Genomic DNA, 16,205 nt, shown 5'->3' on the forward strand with positions numbered 1-16,205 from the left:
AGCCGGGGCGGCGGCAGCCGGGGTGGCKGCAGCKGGGGCAGCGGCGGTGGCCGCTGCCGGGGCCGAAGCCTCGGCGGCGGGCTTGTCCTGCGCCACGGCATGGGTGGACAGGCCGAGGCCGGCCGTGCCGAGCGCCAGCGACATCGCGCCGGCCGTCAGGATTCGCTTGAACCAGGTTGTCATGAGCTTAACCTCTTGTCTCGTGTCTTTTATCTCGTGTCAGAGCGCGTCGCCGCCGGTCTCGCCGGTGCGGATGCGAATGACTTGTTCGATCGGCGCGATAAAGATCTTGCCGTCGCCAATCTTGCCGGTGCGGGCCGACTTCTCGATGGCCTCGATGGCGCGTTCCACCACGTCGTCCGGCACCGCCACCTCGATCTTCACCTTGGGCAGGAAGTCCACGATGTACTCGGCGCCCCGGTACAGCTCGGTATGGCCCTTCTGGCGGCCAAACCCCTTGACTTCGGTCACGGTGATACCGGACACGCCGACGTCCGAGAGCGCCTCGCGCACCTCGTCCAGCTTGAACGGCTTGATGACTGCAATGATGAGTTTCATCCCATTTCTCCTCGGGGCGACCCGGTCTGGCAGGCCGCCCGCCTCGATGCACTAATTAGAAAGTCTTGGTGAGCGACGCCCAGAACGTCGACTTGCCCAGGTAGCGTCCGCGCGTGTTGGTGTACACGGCCTTGTCGGCGTTGGTGTCCACGTACGCAATCGCCACCGCGAAACCCTTGCCCAGGTCCTTGGTCAGACCGACCTTCCAGTCGGTGTACGACGCATCGCTGAAATTCTTCACGCCCTGGTAGCCCACGTGGGCGTTGAAGGTCAGGTCCCAGAAATTCAGCGGCACGTTGGCCGTMAGGTCGATGTAGTAGCTGTTCTTCGAGTCGTTGAACCCGAACAGGTTGGTCAGCGAGTGCGAATACTTCAGGAAGACCGGGCCCCAGCCAATGCCGGCGTACAGCTCGGTGGTGTAGGGGCGCGGGGTGTTGTAGCCGCCCGGGTAGTAGTACTCGAGCACGCCCACGTCATAGTTGAAATCGGCGCCGCCGGCGCTGAAGGTGTTCTTGAAGCCGCCGTAGAAGTCCATTTCCACGGGCGCCGAGACCGTCGAGTCGGCGTCTTCGAGCCAGCTGATGCTCGAGTTCCAGTTGCCGACATAGAAGCCGCTCGAATGCGCGTAATCGAACCCACCCTGAATGGCCGGACGGCGGTTGGTCTGGCTGATACCGCGATAGCGGTAGTCGCTGACCAGCGAGACGTTCGCCGTGAAGGTATGCGGCGATGCTTCCTCGGCGGGGGCTGCAGCCGGGGCGGCGGCCGGGGCCGGCTCGGCCGGGGCGGTCTGCGCCATGACCGGGGCGGCTGCCAGCAGAAGTGCGGCGGCGCTGGCGCTGACTGCGAGGCTGAACGTCTTCATCGGGGTTTCTCCTTTTCCTTGTGGTCTTCGCGGGCTCGATTTGAGGTGTTTGCTACCTTTGTTTGTGCCCGGGCGGCTTTTTCCGCTGCCTCGGGCATTGACGCTCCTKAGCCGATTACTGCAACAGCCGTGCCAGCCCGATTCCCCGCCTGCGGTGCATCGTCCTGGGGGGCTTCCGGATCGTTCGCGGGCGCCCGACACACCACTTTGTCGACGATCGAAGCAGACATTTCGCCCCCGCCGAATCCGTTAAAAGATGTGTCCGGGCCTTGCCGGCGCTTTCATGGCGGGCGCCGAGGGGTCATAATCCGCCCATACAGGGTCAAGTGCTGCGCGCTTGGCGCGATCCCCCAGGCGCGAAGGCGGCCGGCGGACGCATGACGGACACAAGATGGGTGCCAGGACGCACCGCGCCCCAGTCGGGTGCACCGGCATGCGTCGATCCCGGCGCTCGCCGGGTCCGTCAGCACCATTCCGGTGCGGGAGTGCGGATAGCAGCGCAGCGGACCCCGAATCCATTGCATTGGTCACCACGAGGAGTTCCACCATGAAACCGACCGATCTGTTCAACGACCTGCAGCAGAAGGTCAGTGAGGCGCTGCGCAACTCGCCGGCCAAGGACATCGAGAAAAACGTGCGCAGCATGATGACGCAGGGCTTTGCGCGCCTGGACCTGGTCACGCGCGAGGAATTCGACGTGCAGTCGCAGGTGCTGGCCCGCACGCGCGCCCGGCTCGAGGAGCTGGAAGCCCGCGTGACCGAGCTTGAGCGCCGCGCCACGCCGGGGGCAGCGCCCCAGGGCGGCGCGCCGACGGCAGGGGTATGACGCCCCGGCGCCGATCCAGCGCCACCTCAGCAGGCCAGAAAGGCCGCCGGACTCCGGCGGCCTTTTTCGTTAACACTTTCGCAAATCGGGAGCGGCCCGCACCATGAGTCTCGCCGTGCTGCGCAGCCGGGCGCTGACCGGGGTGGAGGCGCCGCCGGTGGCCGTGGAGATCCACATCGCCAACGGGCTGCCCGCGTTCAATATCGTCGGACTAGCCGACACCGAGGTGCGCGAGAGCCGCGAGCGCGTGCGTGCCGCCTTGCTCAACAGCGCCTACGAGTTTCCAGCCCGGCGCATCACCGTCAACCTCGCCCCGGCCGACCTGCCCAAGGAGTCCGGTCGCTTCGATCTGGCCATCGCGCTGGGCATCCTCGTGGCGAGCGGCCAGCTGCCGGGGGACGGGCTCGATGCCTGCGAATTTGCGGGCGAGCTGTCGCTGGCCGGCGACCTGCGCCCGGTGCGCGGCGCGCTGGTCATGGCGATGGGGCTCGCCCGCGACAACGCCCGCCGCACCGCCCAGGGCCAGCCGGCGCGCGCCTTTATCGTCGCCGACGGCAACGGCCCCGAAGCCGCGCTGGTCGATGGCCTGACCGTCCACGCGGGCGCCACCCTGCGCGATGTCTGCGACCACCTCGGCCCCCTGCCCGACCGGCGCCTGCCGCGCGCCGAGCCGCCGGGGCTGGCCGCATGGCCCGATGGCGTCAATATCGGTCCGGACATGCGCGACGTGCGCGGCCAGCTACAGGCGCGGCGGGCGATGGAGATCGCGGCGGCGGGCCAGCATTCCGCCCTGCTGGTGGGGCCGCCCGGCACCGGCAAGTCGATGCTCGCGCAACGATTCGCCGGATTGCTACCGCCGATGACGGCTGCCGAGGCGCTCGAAGCCGCCGCCGTGCTGAGCCTGACGCCGGGCGGCTTCCAGCCGGCGCAATGGGGCCGGCGCCCGTTCCGCAGCCCGCACCACACGGCCAGCGCGCCGGCACTGGTCGGCGGCGGCGGCAATCCGCGTCCCGGGGAGATCTCGCTGGCCCATCACGGCGTGCTGTTTCTCGACGAATTGCCAGAGTTCGAGCGCCGCGTGCTCGAAGTCCTGCGCGAGCCGCTGGAGACCGGCCACATCACCATTTCGCGCGCGGCGGGCCAGTCGGACTTCCCCGCGCGCTTCCAGTTCGTGGCGGCGATGAACCCGTGCCCGTGCGGCTACCTCGGCCACCCGTCGCGGCCGTGCCGCTGCACGCCGGACCAGATCCAGCGTTACCAGTCGAAGGTGTCCGGGCCCCTGCTGGACCGCGTGGACCTGCAGATCGAGGTGCCGGCGCAAAGCCAGCAGGAGATTTTCGATGGCCCGCCCGGCGAGGGCAGCGCGGCGGTTCGCGCACGGGCCGTGGCAGCGCGGGCGCGGCAGCTGGGGCGGCAAGGCATGCCGAATGGGGAGTTGTCCGGGCGCGCCATCGACGATCACTGCCCGCTGGCGGCCGACGCGCAGGCGTTGCTGCGCGGGGCGATGCAGAAGCTGGGCTGGTCGGCGCGGGCGTATTTCCGGGTGCTGAAGGTGGCCCGGACGATCGCGGACCTGGAAGACGCGGCGGTACTGACCGCCGCGCATGTGGCGGAAGCCATCCAGTACCGGCGCGCGTTGCGGGCGGGTTAGACCGGGGGTTCCACCGGCGGGGGCGGCGGCTCCTCGATCGGCGGCAGGTCAGGCGGGTGGCCGGGCGGCGGGGGCTCGGGAGGGGGCTCCCGGTGCGCGGCAGTCAGGGCGCTCTGGGCGCTCTGGGCGATCAGGGCAGAACGCAGTACAGCAGGCATCGGGGATCTCCGGCAACGGTCTCTCCCCATTGAAGCAAACCCGGCCGGCAGGCGCCAGCCGGATCGTGACCATCTTGCAGTGACTTCAGGCCGGATGCCGGCGCACGAAGAACAGCGCCGTGCCCACGGCCACCAGCACGCCGCCGAAGAAGCGGTTCTGCCAGCGCACCGCGCGGGCGTTGCGGAACAGGCCCTGCATGCGCGAGGCCAACAGCGCGTAGCCGTGCATGACGACCAGATCCACGCCGCACATCGTCGCGGCCAGGATGGCGAGCTGCGGGCCGAGCGGATGGGTCGGGTCGATGAACTGCGGCAGCACGGCCACCATGAAGATGATCCCCTTTGGGTTCGTCACGTTGGTCAGCAGACCCGTGGCGAACCGGCGGCGGCGGCTCATCACGGCGACGCGCGCGCGGCCCGGGGCGCCCTCGCCATCAACATTGCCTTCCCCCTGCGACTCGACCTTGGCCCGCCATTGCTGGATGCCGAGGTAGATCAGGTAGGCCGCGCCGATGGTCTTGACCACCACGAACGCCTCTTCGGAGGCCAGCAGCAGCGCGCCCAGCCCGCCGCCCGCGATCAGCAGGATGATCACCAGGCCCGTTTGCAGGCCCATGATCGTCGTCGTTGTCTTCTTCAGCCCGTACGAGAGCCCGTGGCTCATCGACAGCACGGCGCCCGACCCCGGCGAAATCGCGATCACCCAGCACGCGGCGAAATACGCCAGCCACACTTCCCAACGCATCTTGTTCTCCTTGGAACGTCAGTCAACTCACAGAAATCGGTMAGAACGGATGGAATCCGGTCAGGAACTGCTCCACCTGCTCGGCCTGCCGCGCGTCACGGGCGGCGTCGCCCGACTCGAGCACGACGGCCTGATACGCGCGCGTGCCGGACGCCACCAGCCGCGCGGTAAGCCGGCGCGGCGATTTGTCCTGCGGCGAGACGCCGGTTACGGTCAGCTCCACGCCCTCCAGCGCCATGGGCGGCTTGGCGGCCGACGTCACCGTGATCGCGCGCGTGCGCGCCGGGGCCTCGGGATGGGCGCCGAGGTTGGCCACGAGGCCGGCCTGCATCGACGCCAGCGCCTCGCGGCGCAGCGCGGCGTCATCGGCGGGCAGCGTGACCACGCCCACGGCGAACAGCGTGTCGTCGATGCGGGACGCTTCCATCGTCATCGGCAGCTTGCGCCCGGCAATCGCCACGTCACGCGCGGAGCTGGTCGGCTTGCCGGGATAGAGCGCGGCGTACCGGCCATCGTCGGACTGGATGGTGCGCCAGTCATAGCGCGGCGAGCAGCCGGCCAGCGCCGCCAGCAGCGCGAGGACAAGGGACGGCAGGATGGCGTGGGGAAGCGAACGGAGCGGTCGGCGGGGTTGGCGGAGCATGGAGAACATTCTTATCAGGCGACGGGGCTGACGGGTGCGTCTTTGACCACTCGCACGCCCGCTGGCGCAAGCCGGTATTATCCGGGAAGCCGCGCGCGACCGCTCGTCGCCGCATCGATTTTCTGCGAGTTTCGCCCCGAGTTTGGCCCCGTCTTCTATGCGTCCACGCCTGTCCACCCTTCGTGCCCTGCCCTGGCTCGCGGCCCTGCTGCTGGCCAGCGGCGCCGCCAACGCGGCGGGCCACCTGCCTGCCGTGACCGACGTGGCCGCCCAGACCGCCGCCGCCGCCAAGTCCGGCGAGCCGCTGGTGGTGCTGGTCAGCCTGCCCGGCTGCAGCTACTGCGAGACGGTGCGCCGCAACTACCTCGCGCCGCAGGCCGCCGCCGGCGAGATCGCCGCGCGGGAAGTGGACATGACCGCCGACACGCCGATGCGCGACATCGACGGCACCATGACCACCGCCAAGAAGTGGGCGCGTGCTCACAACGTGTCCGTGGCACCGACCGTGCTGTTCCTCGACGCCAACGGCCAGCCCGTGGCCAACGCGCTGCTGGGCTTGCAGGGCGATTTCTACGGCGCCTACCTGGAGCAGGCGCTGGACACCGCGCGCGCCAAGATCGCCCGGAAGTAGAATAGCGACGTTCTTCGACGATTTTCCGCCGATCCATCTCACGGGACTGCCTCCCATGTCTGACTCCACCGTCTCCACCGCACCGAAGCGCCGCCCGATCGTGCCGATCGCCGTCGCCGTGGTCATCCTCGCCGTGCTCGGCTTTTTCGGCTTCCGCGCGCTGGCGCCGGCCAGCACCGTACCCGCCGCCACCTTCACGCTGCTCTCGGGCGAAAAGGTCAGCACGGCCGACCTCAAGGGCAAGGTCTACCTGATCAACTTCTGGGCCACGAGCTGCACCACGTGCGTCAAGGAAATGCCCGACATGATCAAGACCTACCAGCAGTTCAAGGACAAGGGCCTGGACTTCGTGGCCGTGGCGATGAACTACGACCCGCCGATGTACGTCGCCAACTTCGCCAAGACCCGCGACCTGCCGTTCAAGGTGGCAATGGACTCCGACGGCACGGCCGCCAAGGCCTTCGGTGACGTGCAACTCACCCCGACGACCTTCGTGGTCGACAAGAACGGGAAGATTCTCAAGCGCTACGTCGGCGAGCCCGAATGGGAGTCGCTCCACAAGCTGCTCGACGGCGCGCTGGCCAGCGCGGCCTGAAGCGCCCAAACGTCCGCCGTCGGCGGACATCGCTGACTGACAGAAGGCACCCCATGTGGGTGCCTTTCTTTTTTTGCGATCGGCTGCGCCCGCTCAAGTCGGATTCACTCCAGTTTGGTCAAGCTGATGCCCTCGCCGCCGCGGGCGGTCACCAACCATGGTTGATTCGTTATAGAATCAATTCTGATCAAATAAAGGGTCATGACGCCGAACTACAAGAAGCCTTTCAGCCAGTTTGTAAAAAAGGCGCATAGGCCACTTCAACTGACCATCGAGGATGAAGTGGAAGTCGTTTGCAACAACCCGGAAGTCGGCCAAGCGAAAGTGGCGGATCTGGCGGGGATCTGGGTCCATAAGTTCAAGTTCAACCGCCAGGAATACTTGATGGCCTACCGGCCGCCCACTGAAGCGCAGAAAGGTGCCGGCATCGACATTGAACTGTTGCTGATTGATTTTTACCAAGTGGGCTCGCACGAGAATTTCTACGCCGAGTTGAAGATGTATCTGAAAGCAGAGAGGAAATCGTGAATATTGCAACCGCAGAAGAACTGATGAGGCATCTTGGCGAGATGCCTGCGCAGGAGCGGCTGAAGTTTTTCGCCATGGTCGGTCAACGTGCGTTCCGCGACGAGAATCTGAGCCACGAGGAGGTCTTCGGCCACCTGGCAGAGGACGACTTCACGGCAGCCGAAGCGGCGGAATATCTTGAGATCTCGATGGCCACCTTCCGCCGCTTCGTGCGCGATGGGAAGCTGACTTCGCATGCAACGGTCGGCCGTAGCCAGTTATTTTCCGTAGCGGATCTGAAGGCATTCAAGCGGCAACGCAAGGCGATCAAGGGCTGATTCCCCAGGGCGCCGGCGAATTGCGCCCAGCACCGCACTCTTGTGTTGTGGGGCCCTCACGACCCGCTTGCCTCTCCAGGCTGTATGGATATACAGTGAGCGCCAGAATTTTCTCAGTCGCCCCTGCCCCTGCCCGTGTCCCCGGATCCTGTTCTCGAAGCCGACGCCCCCGACGTCCCTGCTGACGTCCCTGCCTACCTGACCCGCCTGAACCCCGAGCAGCGTGCGGCGGCGTCGCATGCCGGGGATGCGCCGCTGCTGATCATTGCCGGCGCCGGCTCGGGCAAGACCAATACGCTGGCGCATCGCGTGGCCCACCTCGTGCTGGGCGGGGCCGATCCGCGGCGCATCCTGCTGCTCACGTTCTCGCGCCGGGCTGCCGCCGAGATGGGTCGCCGTGTGGAGCGCATCGTCGATCAGGCGCTGGGCACCAGTACCGGGGCGGGCCGGGCCGCGCTGCAATGGTCGGGCACCTTCCACGCCATCGGCGCGCGGCTGCTGCGCGAGTACGCCGAAACGCTGGGGCTGGCGCCCACCTTCACCATCAGCGACCGGAGCGATTCGGCCGACCTGATGCACGTGGTGCGGCTCGACCTCGGCCTCTCGGAGCAGACCTCGCGCTTCCCGCGCAAGGAAACCTGCCTCGCGATCTATTCGCGCGTGGTCAACACCCAGCTCCCGCTGGAAGTGATTCTCAAGACGCAATTTCCCCGCTATGCGATGTGGGCGGACGCGCTCAAGGCCCTGTTCGCCGGCTACGTGGCCGCCAAGCAGAAGCAGCAGGTGCTCGACTACGACGACCTGCTGCTCTACTGGGCGCAGGCGCTGATCGAGCCGTCGCTGGCGCAGGACATGGGCGCGCGCTTCGACCACGTGCTGGTGGATGAATACCAGGACACCAATGCCTTGCAGGCGTCGATCCTGCTCGCGCTGAAGCCGGACGGGCGCGGCCTGACCGTGGTCGGCGACGACGCCCAGTCGATCTACGCGTTCCGGGGCGCCACCGTCCGCAACATCCTCGATTTTCCGCAGCATTTCTCGCCGCCCGCGCATCAGGTGACGCTGGCGCAGAACTATCGCTCCACCCAGCCGATCCTGGCCGCCGCCAACGCTGTGATCGGGCTGGCCGCAGAGCGGTTCACCAAGGATTTGTGGTCGCTGCGCGAGTCGGCCGAGAAGCCGGGCGTGGTGGTGGTCAACGATGAAGCCGATCAGGCGCGCTACGTGGTGGAGCAGGTGCTGGCGCGGCGCGAGGCCGGGCTGACGCTGATGGCGCAGGCCGTGCTGTTCCGCGCGGCCGACCACAGCGCGCAGGTCGAGATCGAACTGGCCCGCCGCAACATCCCGTTCGTGAAGTTCGGCGGCCTGAAATTCCTGGAATCGACCCACGTCAAGGACGTGATGGCCGTGGTGCGATGGCTGGAGAATCCGCGCGACCGCATGGCCGGCTTCCGCACCCTGCAGTTGCTGCCCGGCGTGGGCCCGAAAACCGCCGCGCGCGTGCTGGAGGGGCTGGAAGCGGCCACCGAGCCACTGCTGGCGCTGGAGGCCTTCGAGCCGCCGCCCGCCGCCGCGCCGGCCTGGGCCGAGCTGATCGCGCTGGCGCGCGGGCTGATGGCGCCCACCTCGCCGTGGCCGTCGGAGTTCGAGCAGGTGGTGGCGTGGTACCTGCCCCATCTGGAGCGGATTCACGACGATGCCGCCGCGCGGCAGGCCGATCTCCAGCAGATCGAGCGGATTGCGGCCACCTATGCCTCGCGCGAGCGCTTCCTGACCGAGCTGACGCTCGATCCGCCGAGCGCGTCCAGCGATGAATCCGGCGTGCCGTCGCGCGACGAGGACTACCTGATCCTGTCCACGATCCATTCGGCCAAGGGCCAGGAGTGGAAGGCGGTCTACGTGCTCAATGCGGTGGATGGCTGCATGCCGTCCGACCTCGCCACGGGCACCACGGAAGAAATCGAGGAAGAACGCCGGCTGCTCTACGTGGCGATGACGCGCGCCAAGGACCACCTCGACATCGTGGTGCCGCAGCGCTTCTACGTTCATCAGCAKGTGGGATTTGGCGACCGCCACGTCTACGCGTCGCGCACGCGCTTCCTGCCGAACCGGGTGATGCCGAACTTCTACAGCCGGTCCTGGCCGCCCCCGCCGATGCCCGGCGACGCGCCGACCAAGGCCCCCCTGCCCCAGGTAGACCTGGCCAGCCGCATGCGCGATATGTGGAAGTAGCCGGCCGGGATCAGACGAGTTCGATGCCGGCCTGCCGCACCACATCCAGCAAGGCGCCGTCGCGCAGCAGCGCGGCCACGGCCTCGATGTCATCGGTCATATAGCGATCCATCGCCAGGAACGGCACGCGTGTCCGCACGAAGTGGAACACGGCGCGGCCCGCCGGCGCCAGTTGCTCCACAGCGCCGGCCAGTTCGGCGGCCTGGCACGCGGCCAGCAACTCGATGGCGAGGATGTACTGGTTGTTATCGAGGATGCGGCGCGCGTTGCGGGCCGCGATCAGCCCCATGCTCACCACGTCCTGGTTGTCGCCATTGGACGGCACGCTCTGGATGCTGGCCGGGCTGCAGATCGTCCGGTTCTCGGCGATCAGCGCCGTCGCCGGGTACTGCGCGCCAGCAAACCCGCACGACAGCCCCTCGTTGGCGGCCGCCAGGAAGGCCGGCAGGCGGTTGTTCAGGTGCGGGCTCAGCAGCCGGTTCAGGCGGCGCTCGGACACCACGCCCAGCTGCGTCGCGGCGATGGCGAGGAAGTCCATCGCGAACGCCACCTGCTGGCCGTGGAAGTTGCCGCCGTGKAACAGCGCGCCATCATCGAAAAACAGCGGGTTGTCGTTCGACGAATTGAGTTCACGCTCGACCACCGTGGCGCAATGGTCCAACGTGTCACGCACGGCGCCGAGCACCTGCGGGATGCAGCGCAGCGTGTAGGCCTTCTGGATAAAGACGCCGGTGCCGGTGTTCTTCTCGTCGCCGGCGCGCGTCTTCATCTCGGCGGACAGCTCGCCATGACCGGCCAGCCGGTCGGAATCGGCCAGCAGCGCGCGCATATTGGCGGCGGAGCGGATCTGGCCCGGGTGCGGCTTGGCGATGTCGTGGCCGTGGGCCATGAAGGCATCGGCGGAAGCGGACAAGCCCTCCAGCGCCAGCGCGGCGATGATCTCGGCCTGCGTGATCTGGGCGCGCAGCGTCTCCAGCAGCAGGCAGGACACGCCGGTCATGGCCGAGGTGCCGTTGATCAGCGCCAGCCCTTCCTTGTAGGCCAGCGCGATCGGGGCGATGCCATGCTCGCGCAGCACCTCGGCAGTGKGCGCGGTGCCGCCATCGGCGGTCAGGACCTTGCCTTCGCCGATCAGCGTGATCGCCACGTGCGAGAGCGGCGCGAGGTCGCCGCTGGCGCCGAGCGAGCCCACCTGCGGCACGGCCGGCGTGATGCCGGCGTCCAGATACTTCAGCAGTTGTTCGATGACCAGCGGGCGCACGGCCGAGTAGCCGCGCGAGAGCGCGTTGGCGCGCGCCACCATCATCGCCCGCACTTCGTCGCGCGAGAACAGCGGACCGACGCCGGCGCAGTGGCTGCGCAGCAGGTTTTCCTGCAGCGCGCGGCCGTGCTCGATATCGACCCAGTTATGGACCAGTTCGCCGAAGCCGGTGGAGACGCCGTAGATCGGCACATTGGCCGACGCTACCTGCTCGAAGCGCGCGCGGGCTTCGCCCACCTTGTCGAGCACGGCGCCCGGCACTCGACCGGGGCGGCGGCCACGCGCCACGTCGACAACGGCGGGCGCGGTAAGGTGATGGCCGTCGATGTCGGCGGCAGGCAAGGCGGAGCGGGTGACTTCGGACATGGGGCGGATCAGCAATCACAGGGGCGCACGAGGCGAAGGGCCCCGAGTGTACCAAGCCCGTTACAGTCCGTAGCGCTTGATCTTGTCGTACAACGTGGCCTTGCCGACCTGCAGCAGATCCGCCGCCTGGCTMACCGCGCCGCCGGTGCGCGCGAGCGTATCGGCGATCACGGCGCGCTCGTAGTGCTCCATGCGCTCGCGCAGCGGTGCGGAGTCGTCCGCGACGTCCGGCTTGCCGCTCACGCCTTCGGGCACGCCCAGCACCAGCCGGTCCGCCGCGTTGCGCAACTCGCGCACATTGCCGGGCCACGGGCGCTGCATCAGTGACTGGCGCTGCATCTCCGAGAGGATCGGCGCGGGGCGCTGGTAGCGCACGGCCGCCACCAGCATGAAGTGCTCGAACAGCGGCACGATGTCCTCGCGGCGGTCGCGCAGCGGCGGCAGCGGAATCGTCACCACGTTGAGCCGGTAGAGCAGATCCTGGCGGAAGGCGCCCTGCGCTACCAGCCCCTCCATGTCGCCCTTGGCCGCCGCCACGATGCGCACGTCGATCGGCACCGAGGTGTTCGAACCCAGCCGCTCCAGCGTGCCCTCCTGCAACACCCGCAGCAGCTTCACCTGGAGCGCCAGCGGCATGCTCTCGATCTCGTCCAGGAACAGCGTGCCGCCCGACGCATGCTCCAGCTTGCCCACGCGGCGCTTGCCCGCGCCGGTGAAGGCGCCGGCCTCGTGGCCGAACATCTCGCTCTCGAAGATCGCCTCGGGCACCGCGCCGCAATTCAGGGCGATGAAGGGCGCGTCGCGCCGGGTGGACAGCGCGTGGAGGCTGCGCGCCACCAGTTCCTTGCCGGTGCCGGTTTCGCCGTTGATCATCACCGGCACATCGGTGGGCGCCACGTTGGCGATCAGGTCGCGCACGCGCGCCATCGCCGCCGAGCGGCCGATGATGCGCGTGCCCGCCGCCGGGCCCGCCAGCTGGCGGCGCAGCGCCACGTTCTCCAGTTCCAGCGCGCGGCGCTCGAGGGCGCGGCGCACGGTGTCGGTCAGGCGGTCGGCCCCGAACGGCTTCTCGATKAAGTCGTAGGMGCCCTCGMGCATGGCCTGCACGGCCATCGTGATGTCGCCGTGGCCGGTGACGAGGATCACCGGCACGCCGGGCGCGGCGTTGCGGCAGTGGTGCAGCAGGTCGAGCCCGCTCGCGCCGCCCAGCCGCACATCGGTCACCAGCACGCCGGGAAAGTCGGCGCTGAGGTGCGGCATGGCCGCCTCCGCCGAGGGCAGCGCCAGTACCGCGAACCCGGCCAGTTCCAGGCTCTGCGCCGTGGCCTGCCGCACCAGCGGCTCATCCTCCACAAACAGCACGCGCAATCCGTCTTGCATCGCCATCCCTTATTCCTGCTTGCCTTCTCAGGCAGTGGTGGCGGGCTGGTACGCCCGCCGCAAAGTCACCACGAATTCAGCGCCGCCGCCATCCGCGTTCTGCGCCGCCAGCTGGCCGCCGAACTCGCGCACGATCGACGAGGAAATCGCCAGCCCCAGCCCGAGCCCCTGGCCGATCTCCTTGGTAGTGAAGAACGGCTCGAACAGGCGCGGCAGCACATCGGGCGCAATGCCGGGGCCATTGTCGCGCACGGACACGCTCACCGCCTCGGGGGCGACGTACACCGTAATGTCGATGTGGCCGGCCTGCCGCGCTTCCGGTCCCTCGCCGGCAATCGCGTCCAGCGCATTGCCGACGAGGTTCAGCAGCACCTGCTCCAGCTTCAGTTCGTCCGCCCAGACGGCGATCTCGGCGCCGTCGGCCCCTTCGGTCTCATCGCCCTCCAGCCCGCGCACGGTCAGCCCCACGCCGGCCAGGCGCGGCGCCATCAGTTGCAGCACGTGGTCGATGGCCGCGCGCACGCGCACGGCGTGGCGCCGGGGCCGCGCCTTGCCGGCGAACAGCTTGAGCTGGCCGGTGATCTTGCCCATGCGGGTGGTGAGATCGGCGATGGCGCCGAGGTTGCCGGTGGCGGCGTCCAGCTGGCCGCGCTCCAGCAGCACGCGGGTGTTGTCCGAGAACGTGCGCAGCGCGGCCAGCGGCTGGTTCAGCTCGTGCGTGATGCCGGCGGCCATCTGCCCCAGCGCGGCGAGCTTGCTGGCCTGCACGAGTTCGTCCTGCGTGGCGCGCAGCTCGCCTTCGGCGCGGGTACGCTCGGCCACCTCGGCTTCGAGCTGTTCGTTGATCGCCATCAGGTCGGCCGTGCGGGCCTCCACGCGGCGTTCGAGTTCGTCATAGGCCGCTTCGAGCATGCGGCGGCTGTATTGCATGTCGCGCGCGCGCTGGCGGCGCTGGCGCAGGTTCACCAGCAGCAGGCCGACGCAGGCGTAGGCCAGCGCCGCGCCCACGGTGGCGCCGCGCGCGCTGGCCAGCACCGGGTCCAGCGGCGCCATGACCTGCATGGTCCAGCCGGCCGGACCGACATCGCGGCTGATCTCCAGATAGCGGTCGCCCCGGTCGGCGGTGAGCCCGATGCCGCCGGCCGGGCTGCCGGCCTCGCCATCGGCGCCCAGCCGCACCAGCCGCGCGTTCTCGCCCAGCACGGTGTCGCCGAGCCAGCGCGTGACCGGCGAATCCAGCGCCAGCAGCGGCAGCGGCGTGACCGCCTGATCATGGTACTGGCGGGTGTTGTGCAACTCGGCCTGGAGTTCGGGCGGCAGCGTGCGCAGCGTGCGGTACTGCCAGGCCGGCACGGATGAGAGGAAGATCACGCCATGGTCGTCGGCCACCATCAGCGGCTCCGCCCGGCCCGCGCCGGCGCGCTGGAACCACTCCAGGTTCAGCTTGACCACGGTCACGCCGATGACCTTGCCGCCCGACTCGATCGGCTGGGCGATGTAGTAGCCCGGTTCGTCGCTGGTGATGCCGATGGCGTAGAAGCGACCCACCTCGCCCCGCGCCGCGCGCTGGAAGTACGGCCGGAAGCGGTAGTCGGTGCCGACGAAGCTGCCCGGCTCGCCGTGGTTGCTGGCAGCCAGCGCCATGCCATTGGCGGCAATCACATAGGTGGCGGAGGCGCGCGCGCGCCGGTTCACATCGACAAGATAGTCATTGACCGCGGCAATCCGTGCGGGGTCCTGGGGGGCGGCCAGCAGCCCGCGCACCGAGGGATGCAGGGAAACCAGCGCGGGGAGGAATTCGTAGCGGTCGAGCGTGGACTCGAGCGTGGCGGCGTAGCGCTCGGCGCGCATGGCCGTGGATTGCTGCAGCGCGGAGATCCCGCGCTGCACCGACAGCAGCCAGGTCAGCCCGCAGAGCAGCAGCAGGCCGGCCAGCAGGGCGCCGGCAAAGCCATACCAGCGCGGGCCGGGTCCGGGCGCATGCACGGAACCCGGCGCCGCAGGGTCATGTACGGCTAGAAAATCGTCGGAATGAGGCATCGGCGCGCACGAAGGGTCTCGCGCCGATGATACCCGTTGCCGGGACAGGTCAGCGGGCCGCGTCGGCCAGTCCGACGGTGTCATCTTCGCCACGCAGCACGCGGTTCAGGCGGGCACGATCCAGTTCCTTTTCCCAGGCGGACACCACCACGGTGGCCACGCCGTTGCCGATGATGTTGGTCAGCGCGCGGCATTCGCTCATGAAGCGGTCGATGCCGAGGATCAGCACCATGCCGGCCACCGGGATGGTCGGCACCACGGCCAGCGTCGCCGCCAGCGTGATGAAGCCCGAGCCGGTCACGCCGCTGGCGCCCTTGGACGTCACCATGGCCACGGCCAGGATCGTCAGCTGCTGGAGCAGCGTCAGCTCGATGCCCGTCGCCTGGGCGATGAAGACCACCGCCATCGTCATATAGATATTGGTGCCATCCAGGTTGAACGAGTAGCCCGTGGGCACCACCAGCCCCACCACCGACTTCGAGCAGCCCAGGCGCTCCATCTTCTCCATCAGGTGCGGCAGCGCGGCCTCGGAGGAGCTGGTGCCCAGTACGATCAGCAGTTCTTCCTTGATATAGGCGACGAAGCGGATGATCGAGAAACCCGTGAACTTGGCCACGGTACCCAGCACCACCAGCACGAACACGATGGCCGTGAAGTAGAACGTGCCGATCAGCTTCAGCAGCGGCACCAGCGAGCCCAGGCCGTACTTGCCGATGGTGAACGCCATGGCGCCGAACGCGCCGATCGGGGCCACCTTGGTGATCACGTGGACGATGTGGAAGAACACCTTCGAGACCTGGTCCACCATCTCATGCACGATCTTGGCGCGGTCGCCCAGCACCGCCAGGGCCGAGCCGAAGAACAGCGAGACCAGCAGGATCTGCAGGATGTCGCCATTGGCGAACGCGCTGAAGACCGTGTCCGGGATGATGTGCATGAAGAACTCGGTCGTGCTCTGGCCGTGGGCCTTGGACACGTATTGCGAGATCGACTTGGTGTCCAGCGTGGCCGGATCGATGTTGAAGCCCACGCCCGGCTTGAGCGCGTGCGAGGCCAGCAGGCCGATCAGCAGCGCGAAGGTCGAGACGATCTCGAAATACAGCAGCGCCTTGCCGCCCACGCGGCCTACCTTCTTCATGTCGCGCATGCCGGCGATGCCGGACACCACGGTACAGAAGATGATCGGGCCGATGATCATCTTGATCAGCTTGATGAAGGCGTCGCCCAGGGGCTTCATCTCCACGCCTGTGTCGGGCCAGAAATGGCCCAGCAGGATGCCCACGGCAATCGCGAACAGCACCTGCACGTACAGGATCTTGTAGAAGGGTTTCCTCATGATGTCGTCCTCGGTGTTTTTTGACCGGTGCCGGGCGCTCGGGGCGCCCGCTATGCACGCCTGGCGGATTGCG

The 16,205-nt window shown here is 68.2% G+C and carries 16 protein-coding genes and 1 pseudogene; 7 read left to right on the top strand and 10 right to left on the bottom strand.

Going from position 1 to position 16,205, the window contains the following annotated elements:
• The 3 genes and pseudogenes from AC1EJR_RS06100 to AC1EJR_RS06110 form a co-directional block, all read right to left on the bottom strand.
• Positions 1-183: pseudogene (locus AC1EJR_RS06100) on the bottom strand (ammonium transporter); the annotation flags it as partial.
• A 36-nt stretch (positions 184-219) separates the two neighbouring features.
• The gene (locus tag AC1EJR_RS06105; protein WP_092291590.1) at positions 220-558 is read right to left on the bottom strand and encodes a P-II family nitrogen regulator; all 339 of its coding nucleotides are present in this window, start codon (positions 556-558) and stop codon (positions 220-222) included.
• A gap of 55 nt (positions 559-613) precedes the next feature.
• Positions 614-1,423: a TorF family putative porin gene (locus AC1EJR_RS06110; protein ID WP_092291588.1), complete on the bottom strand. Its 810-nt coding sequence runs from the start codon at positions 1,421-1,423 to the stop codon at positions 614-616.
• Positions 1,424-1,970: 547 nt separating this feature from the next.
• Here AC1EJR_RS06110 and AC1EJR_RS06115 point away from each other — a divergent pair.
• Together AC1EJR_RS06115 and AC1EJR_RS06120 are read left to right on the top strand one after the other, a co-directional pair.
• A complete protein-coding gene (locus AC1EJR_RS06115; RefSeq protein WP_092291586.1) occupies positions 1,971-2,249 on the top strand; it encodes an accessory factor UbiK family protein in 279 nt (92 codons plus the stop codon).
• 103 nt (positions 2,250-2,352) lie between these two features.
• Positions 2,353-3,900 (top strand): YifB family Mg chelatase-like AAA ATPase, encoded by a 1,548-nt coding sequence (locus tag AC1EJR_RS06120; RefSeq protein WP_092291584.1) that lies wholly within the window; start codon positions 2,353-2,355, stop codon positions 3,898-3,900.
• Here AC1EJR_RS06120 and AC1EJR_RS06125 read toward each other — a convergent pair.
• The 3 genes from AC1EJR_RS06125 to AC1EJR_RS06135 form a co-directional block, all read right to left on the bottom strand.
• Positions 3,897-4,058: a hypothetical protein gene (locus AC1EJR_RS06125; protein ID WP_477112728.1), complete on the bottom strand. Its 162-nt coding sequence runs from the start codon at positions 4,056-4,058 to the stop codon at positions 3,897-3,899. The two genes, AC1EJR_RS06120 and AC1EJR_RS06125, sit on opposite strands and share 4 nt — an antisense overlap.
• 85 nt (positions 4,059-4,143) lie before the next feature.
• Positions 4,144-4,803 (bottom strand): LysE family transporter, encoded by a 660-nt coding sequence (locus AC1EJR_RS06130; protein WP_441644587.1) that lies wholly within the window; start codon positions 4,801-4,803, stop codon positions 4,144-4,146.
• Positions 4,804-4,825: 22 nt separating this feature from the next.
• Positions 4,826-5,446, bottom strand: coding sequence for a hypothetical protein (locus AC1EJR_RS06135; RefSeq protein ID WP_477146883.1), 621 nt, complete (start codon positions 5,444-5,446; stop codon positions 4,826-4,828).
• Positions 5,447-5,603: 157 nt separating this feature from the next.
• Here AC1EJR_RS06135 and AC1EJR_RS06140 point away from each other — a divergent pair, with 157 nt between their 5' ends.
• The 5 genes from AC1EJR_RS06140 to AC1EJR_RS06160 all read left to right on the top strand — a co-directional run bounded on the left by AC1EJR_RS06140 (position 5,604) and on the right by AC1EJR_RS06160 (position 9,749).
• The gene (locus tag AC1EJR_RS06140) at positions 5,604-6,077 is read left to right on the top strand and encodes a thioredoxin fold domain-containing protein (RefSeq protein WP_092291580.1); all 474 of its coding nucleotides are present in this window, start codon (positions 5,604-5,606) and stop codon (positions 6,075-6,077) included.
• A gap of 55 nt (positions 6,078-6,132) precedes the next feature.
• A complete protein-coding gene (locus tag AC1EJR_RS06145) occupies positions 6,133-6,672 on the top strand; it encodes a TlpA disulfide reductase family protein (RefSeq protein ID WP_092291578.1) in 540 nt (179 codons plus the stop codon).
• A gap of 201 nt (positions 6,673-6,873) precedes the next feature.
• Positions 6,874-7,200: a type II toxin-antitoxin system RelE/ParE family toxin gene (locus tag AC1EJR_RS06150; RefSeq protein WP_477112730.1), complete on the top strand. Its 327-nt coding sequence runs from the start codon at positions 6,874-6,876 to the stop codon at positions 7,198-7,200.
• Positions 7,197-7,517, top strand: a complete 321-nt coding sequence (locus AC1EJR_RS06155) for a helix-turn-helix domain-containing protein (RefSeq protein ID WP_092291574.1) — start codon at positions 7,197-7,199, stop codon at positions 7,515-7,517. The genes AC1EJR_RS06150 and AC1EJR_RS06155 overlap by 4 nt, the downstream gene beginning before the upstream one ends.
• 135 nt (positions 7,518-7,652) lie before the next feature.
• Entirely contained in the window at positions 7,653-9,749 is a 2,097-nt protein-coding gene (locus tag AC1EJR_RS06160) for an ATP-dependent helicase (protein WP_477146884.1), read from the top strand.
• A 10-nt stretch (positions 9,750-9,759) separates the two neighbouring features.
• On the opposite strand, the gene cmdF is transcribed toward AC1EJR_RS06160, so the two are convergent.
• Genes cmdF through AC1EJR_RS06180 form a run of 4 tightly spaced genes read right to left on the bottom strand, consistent with a single transcriptional unit; the run spans position 9,760 to position 16,132 of the window.
• Positions 9,760-11,376: a tyrosine 2,3-aminomutase gene (cmdF, locus tag AC1EJR_RS06165; protein WP_477146885.1), complete on the bottom strand. Its 1,617-nt coding sequence runs from the start codon at positions 11,374-11,376 to the stop codon at positions 9,760-9,762.
• A gap of 60 nt (positions 11,377-11,436) precedes the next feature.
• Positions 11,437-12,756: a sigma-54-dependent transcriptional regulator gene (locus AC1EJR_RS06170; protein ID WP_477146976.1), complete on the bottom strand. Its 1,320-nt coding sequence runs from the start codon at positions 12,754-12,756 to the stop codon at positions 11,437-11,439.
• Positions 12,757-12,783: 27 nt separating this feature from the next.
• Positions 12,784-14,796 (bottom strand): sensor histidine kinase, encoded by a 2,013-nt coding sequence (locus AC1EJR_RS06175; protein WP_092291568.1) that lies wholly within the window; start codon positions 14,794-14,796, stop codon positions 12,784-12,786.
• Between the two features lie 49 nt (positions 14,797-14,845).
• Positions 14,846-16,132, bottom strand: a complete 1,287-nt coding sequence (locus AC1EJR_RS06180) for a dicarboxylate/amino acid:cation symporter (RefSeq protein ID WP_092291566.1) — start codon at positions 16,130-16,132, stop codon at positions 14,846-14,848.
• Positions 16,133-16,205 lie beyond the last annotated feature (73 nt).

Source organism: Cupriavidus sp. 05T42, assembly GCF_056396345.1.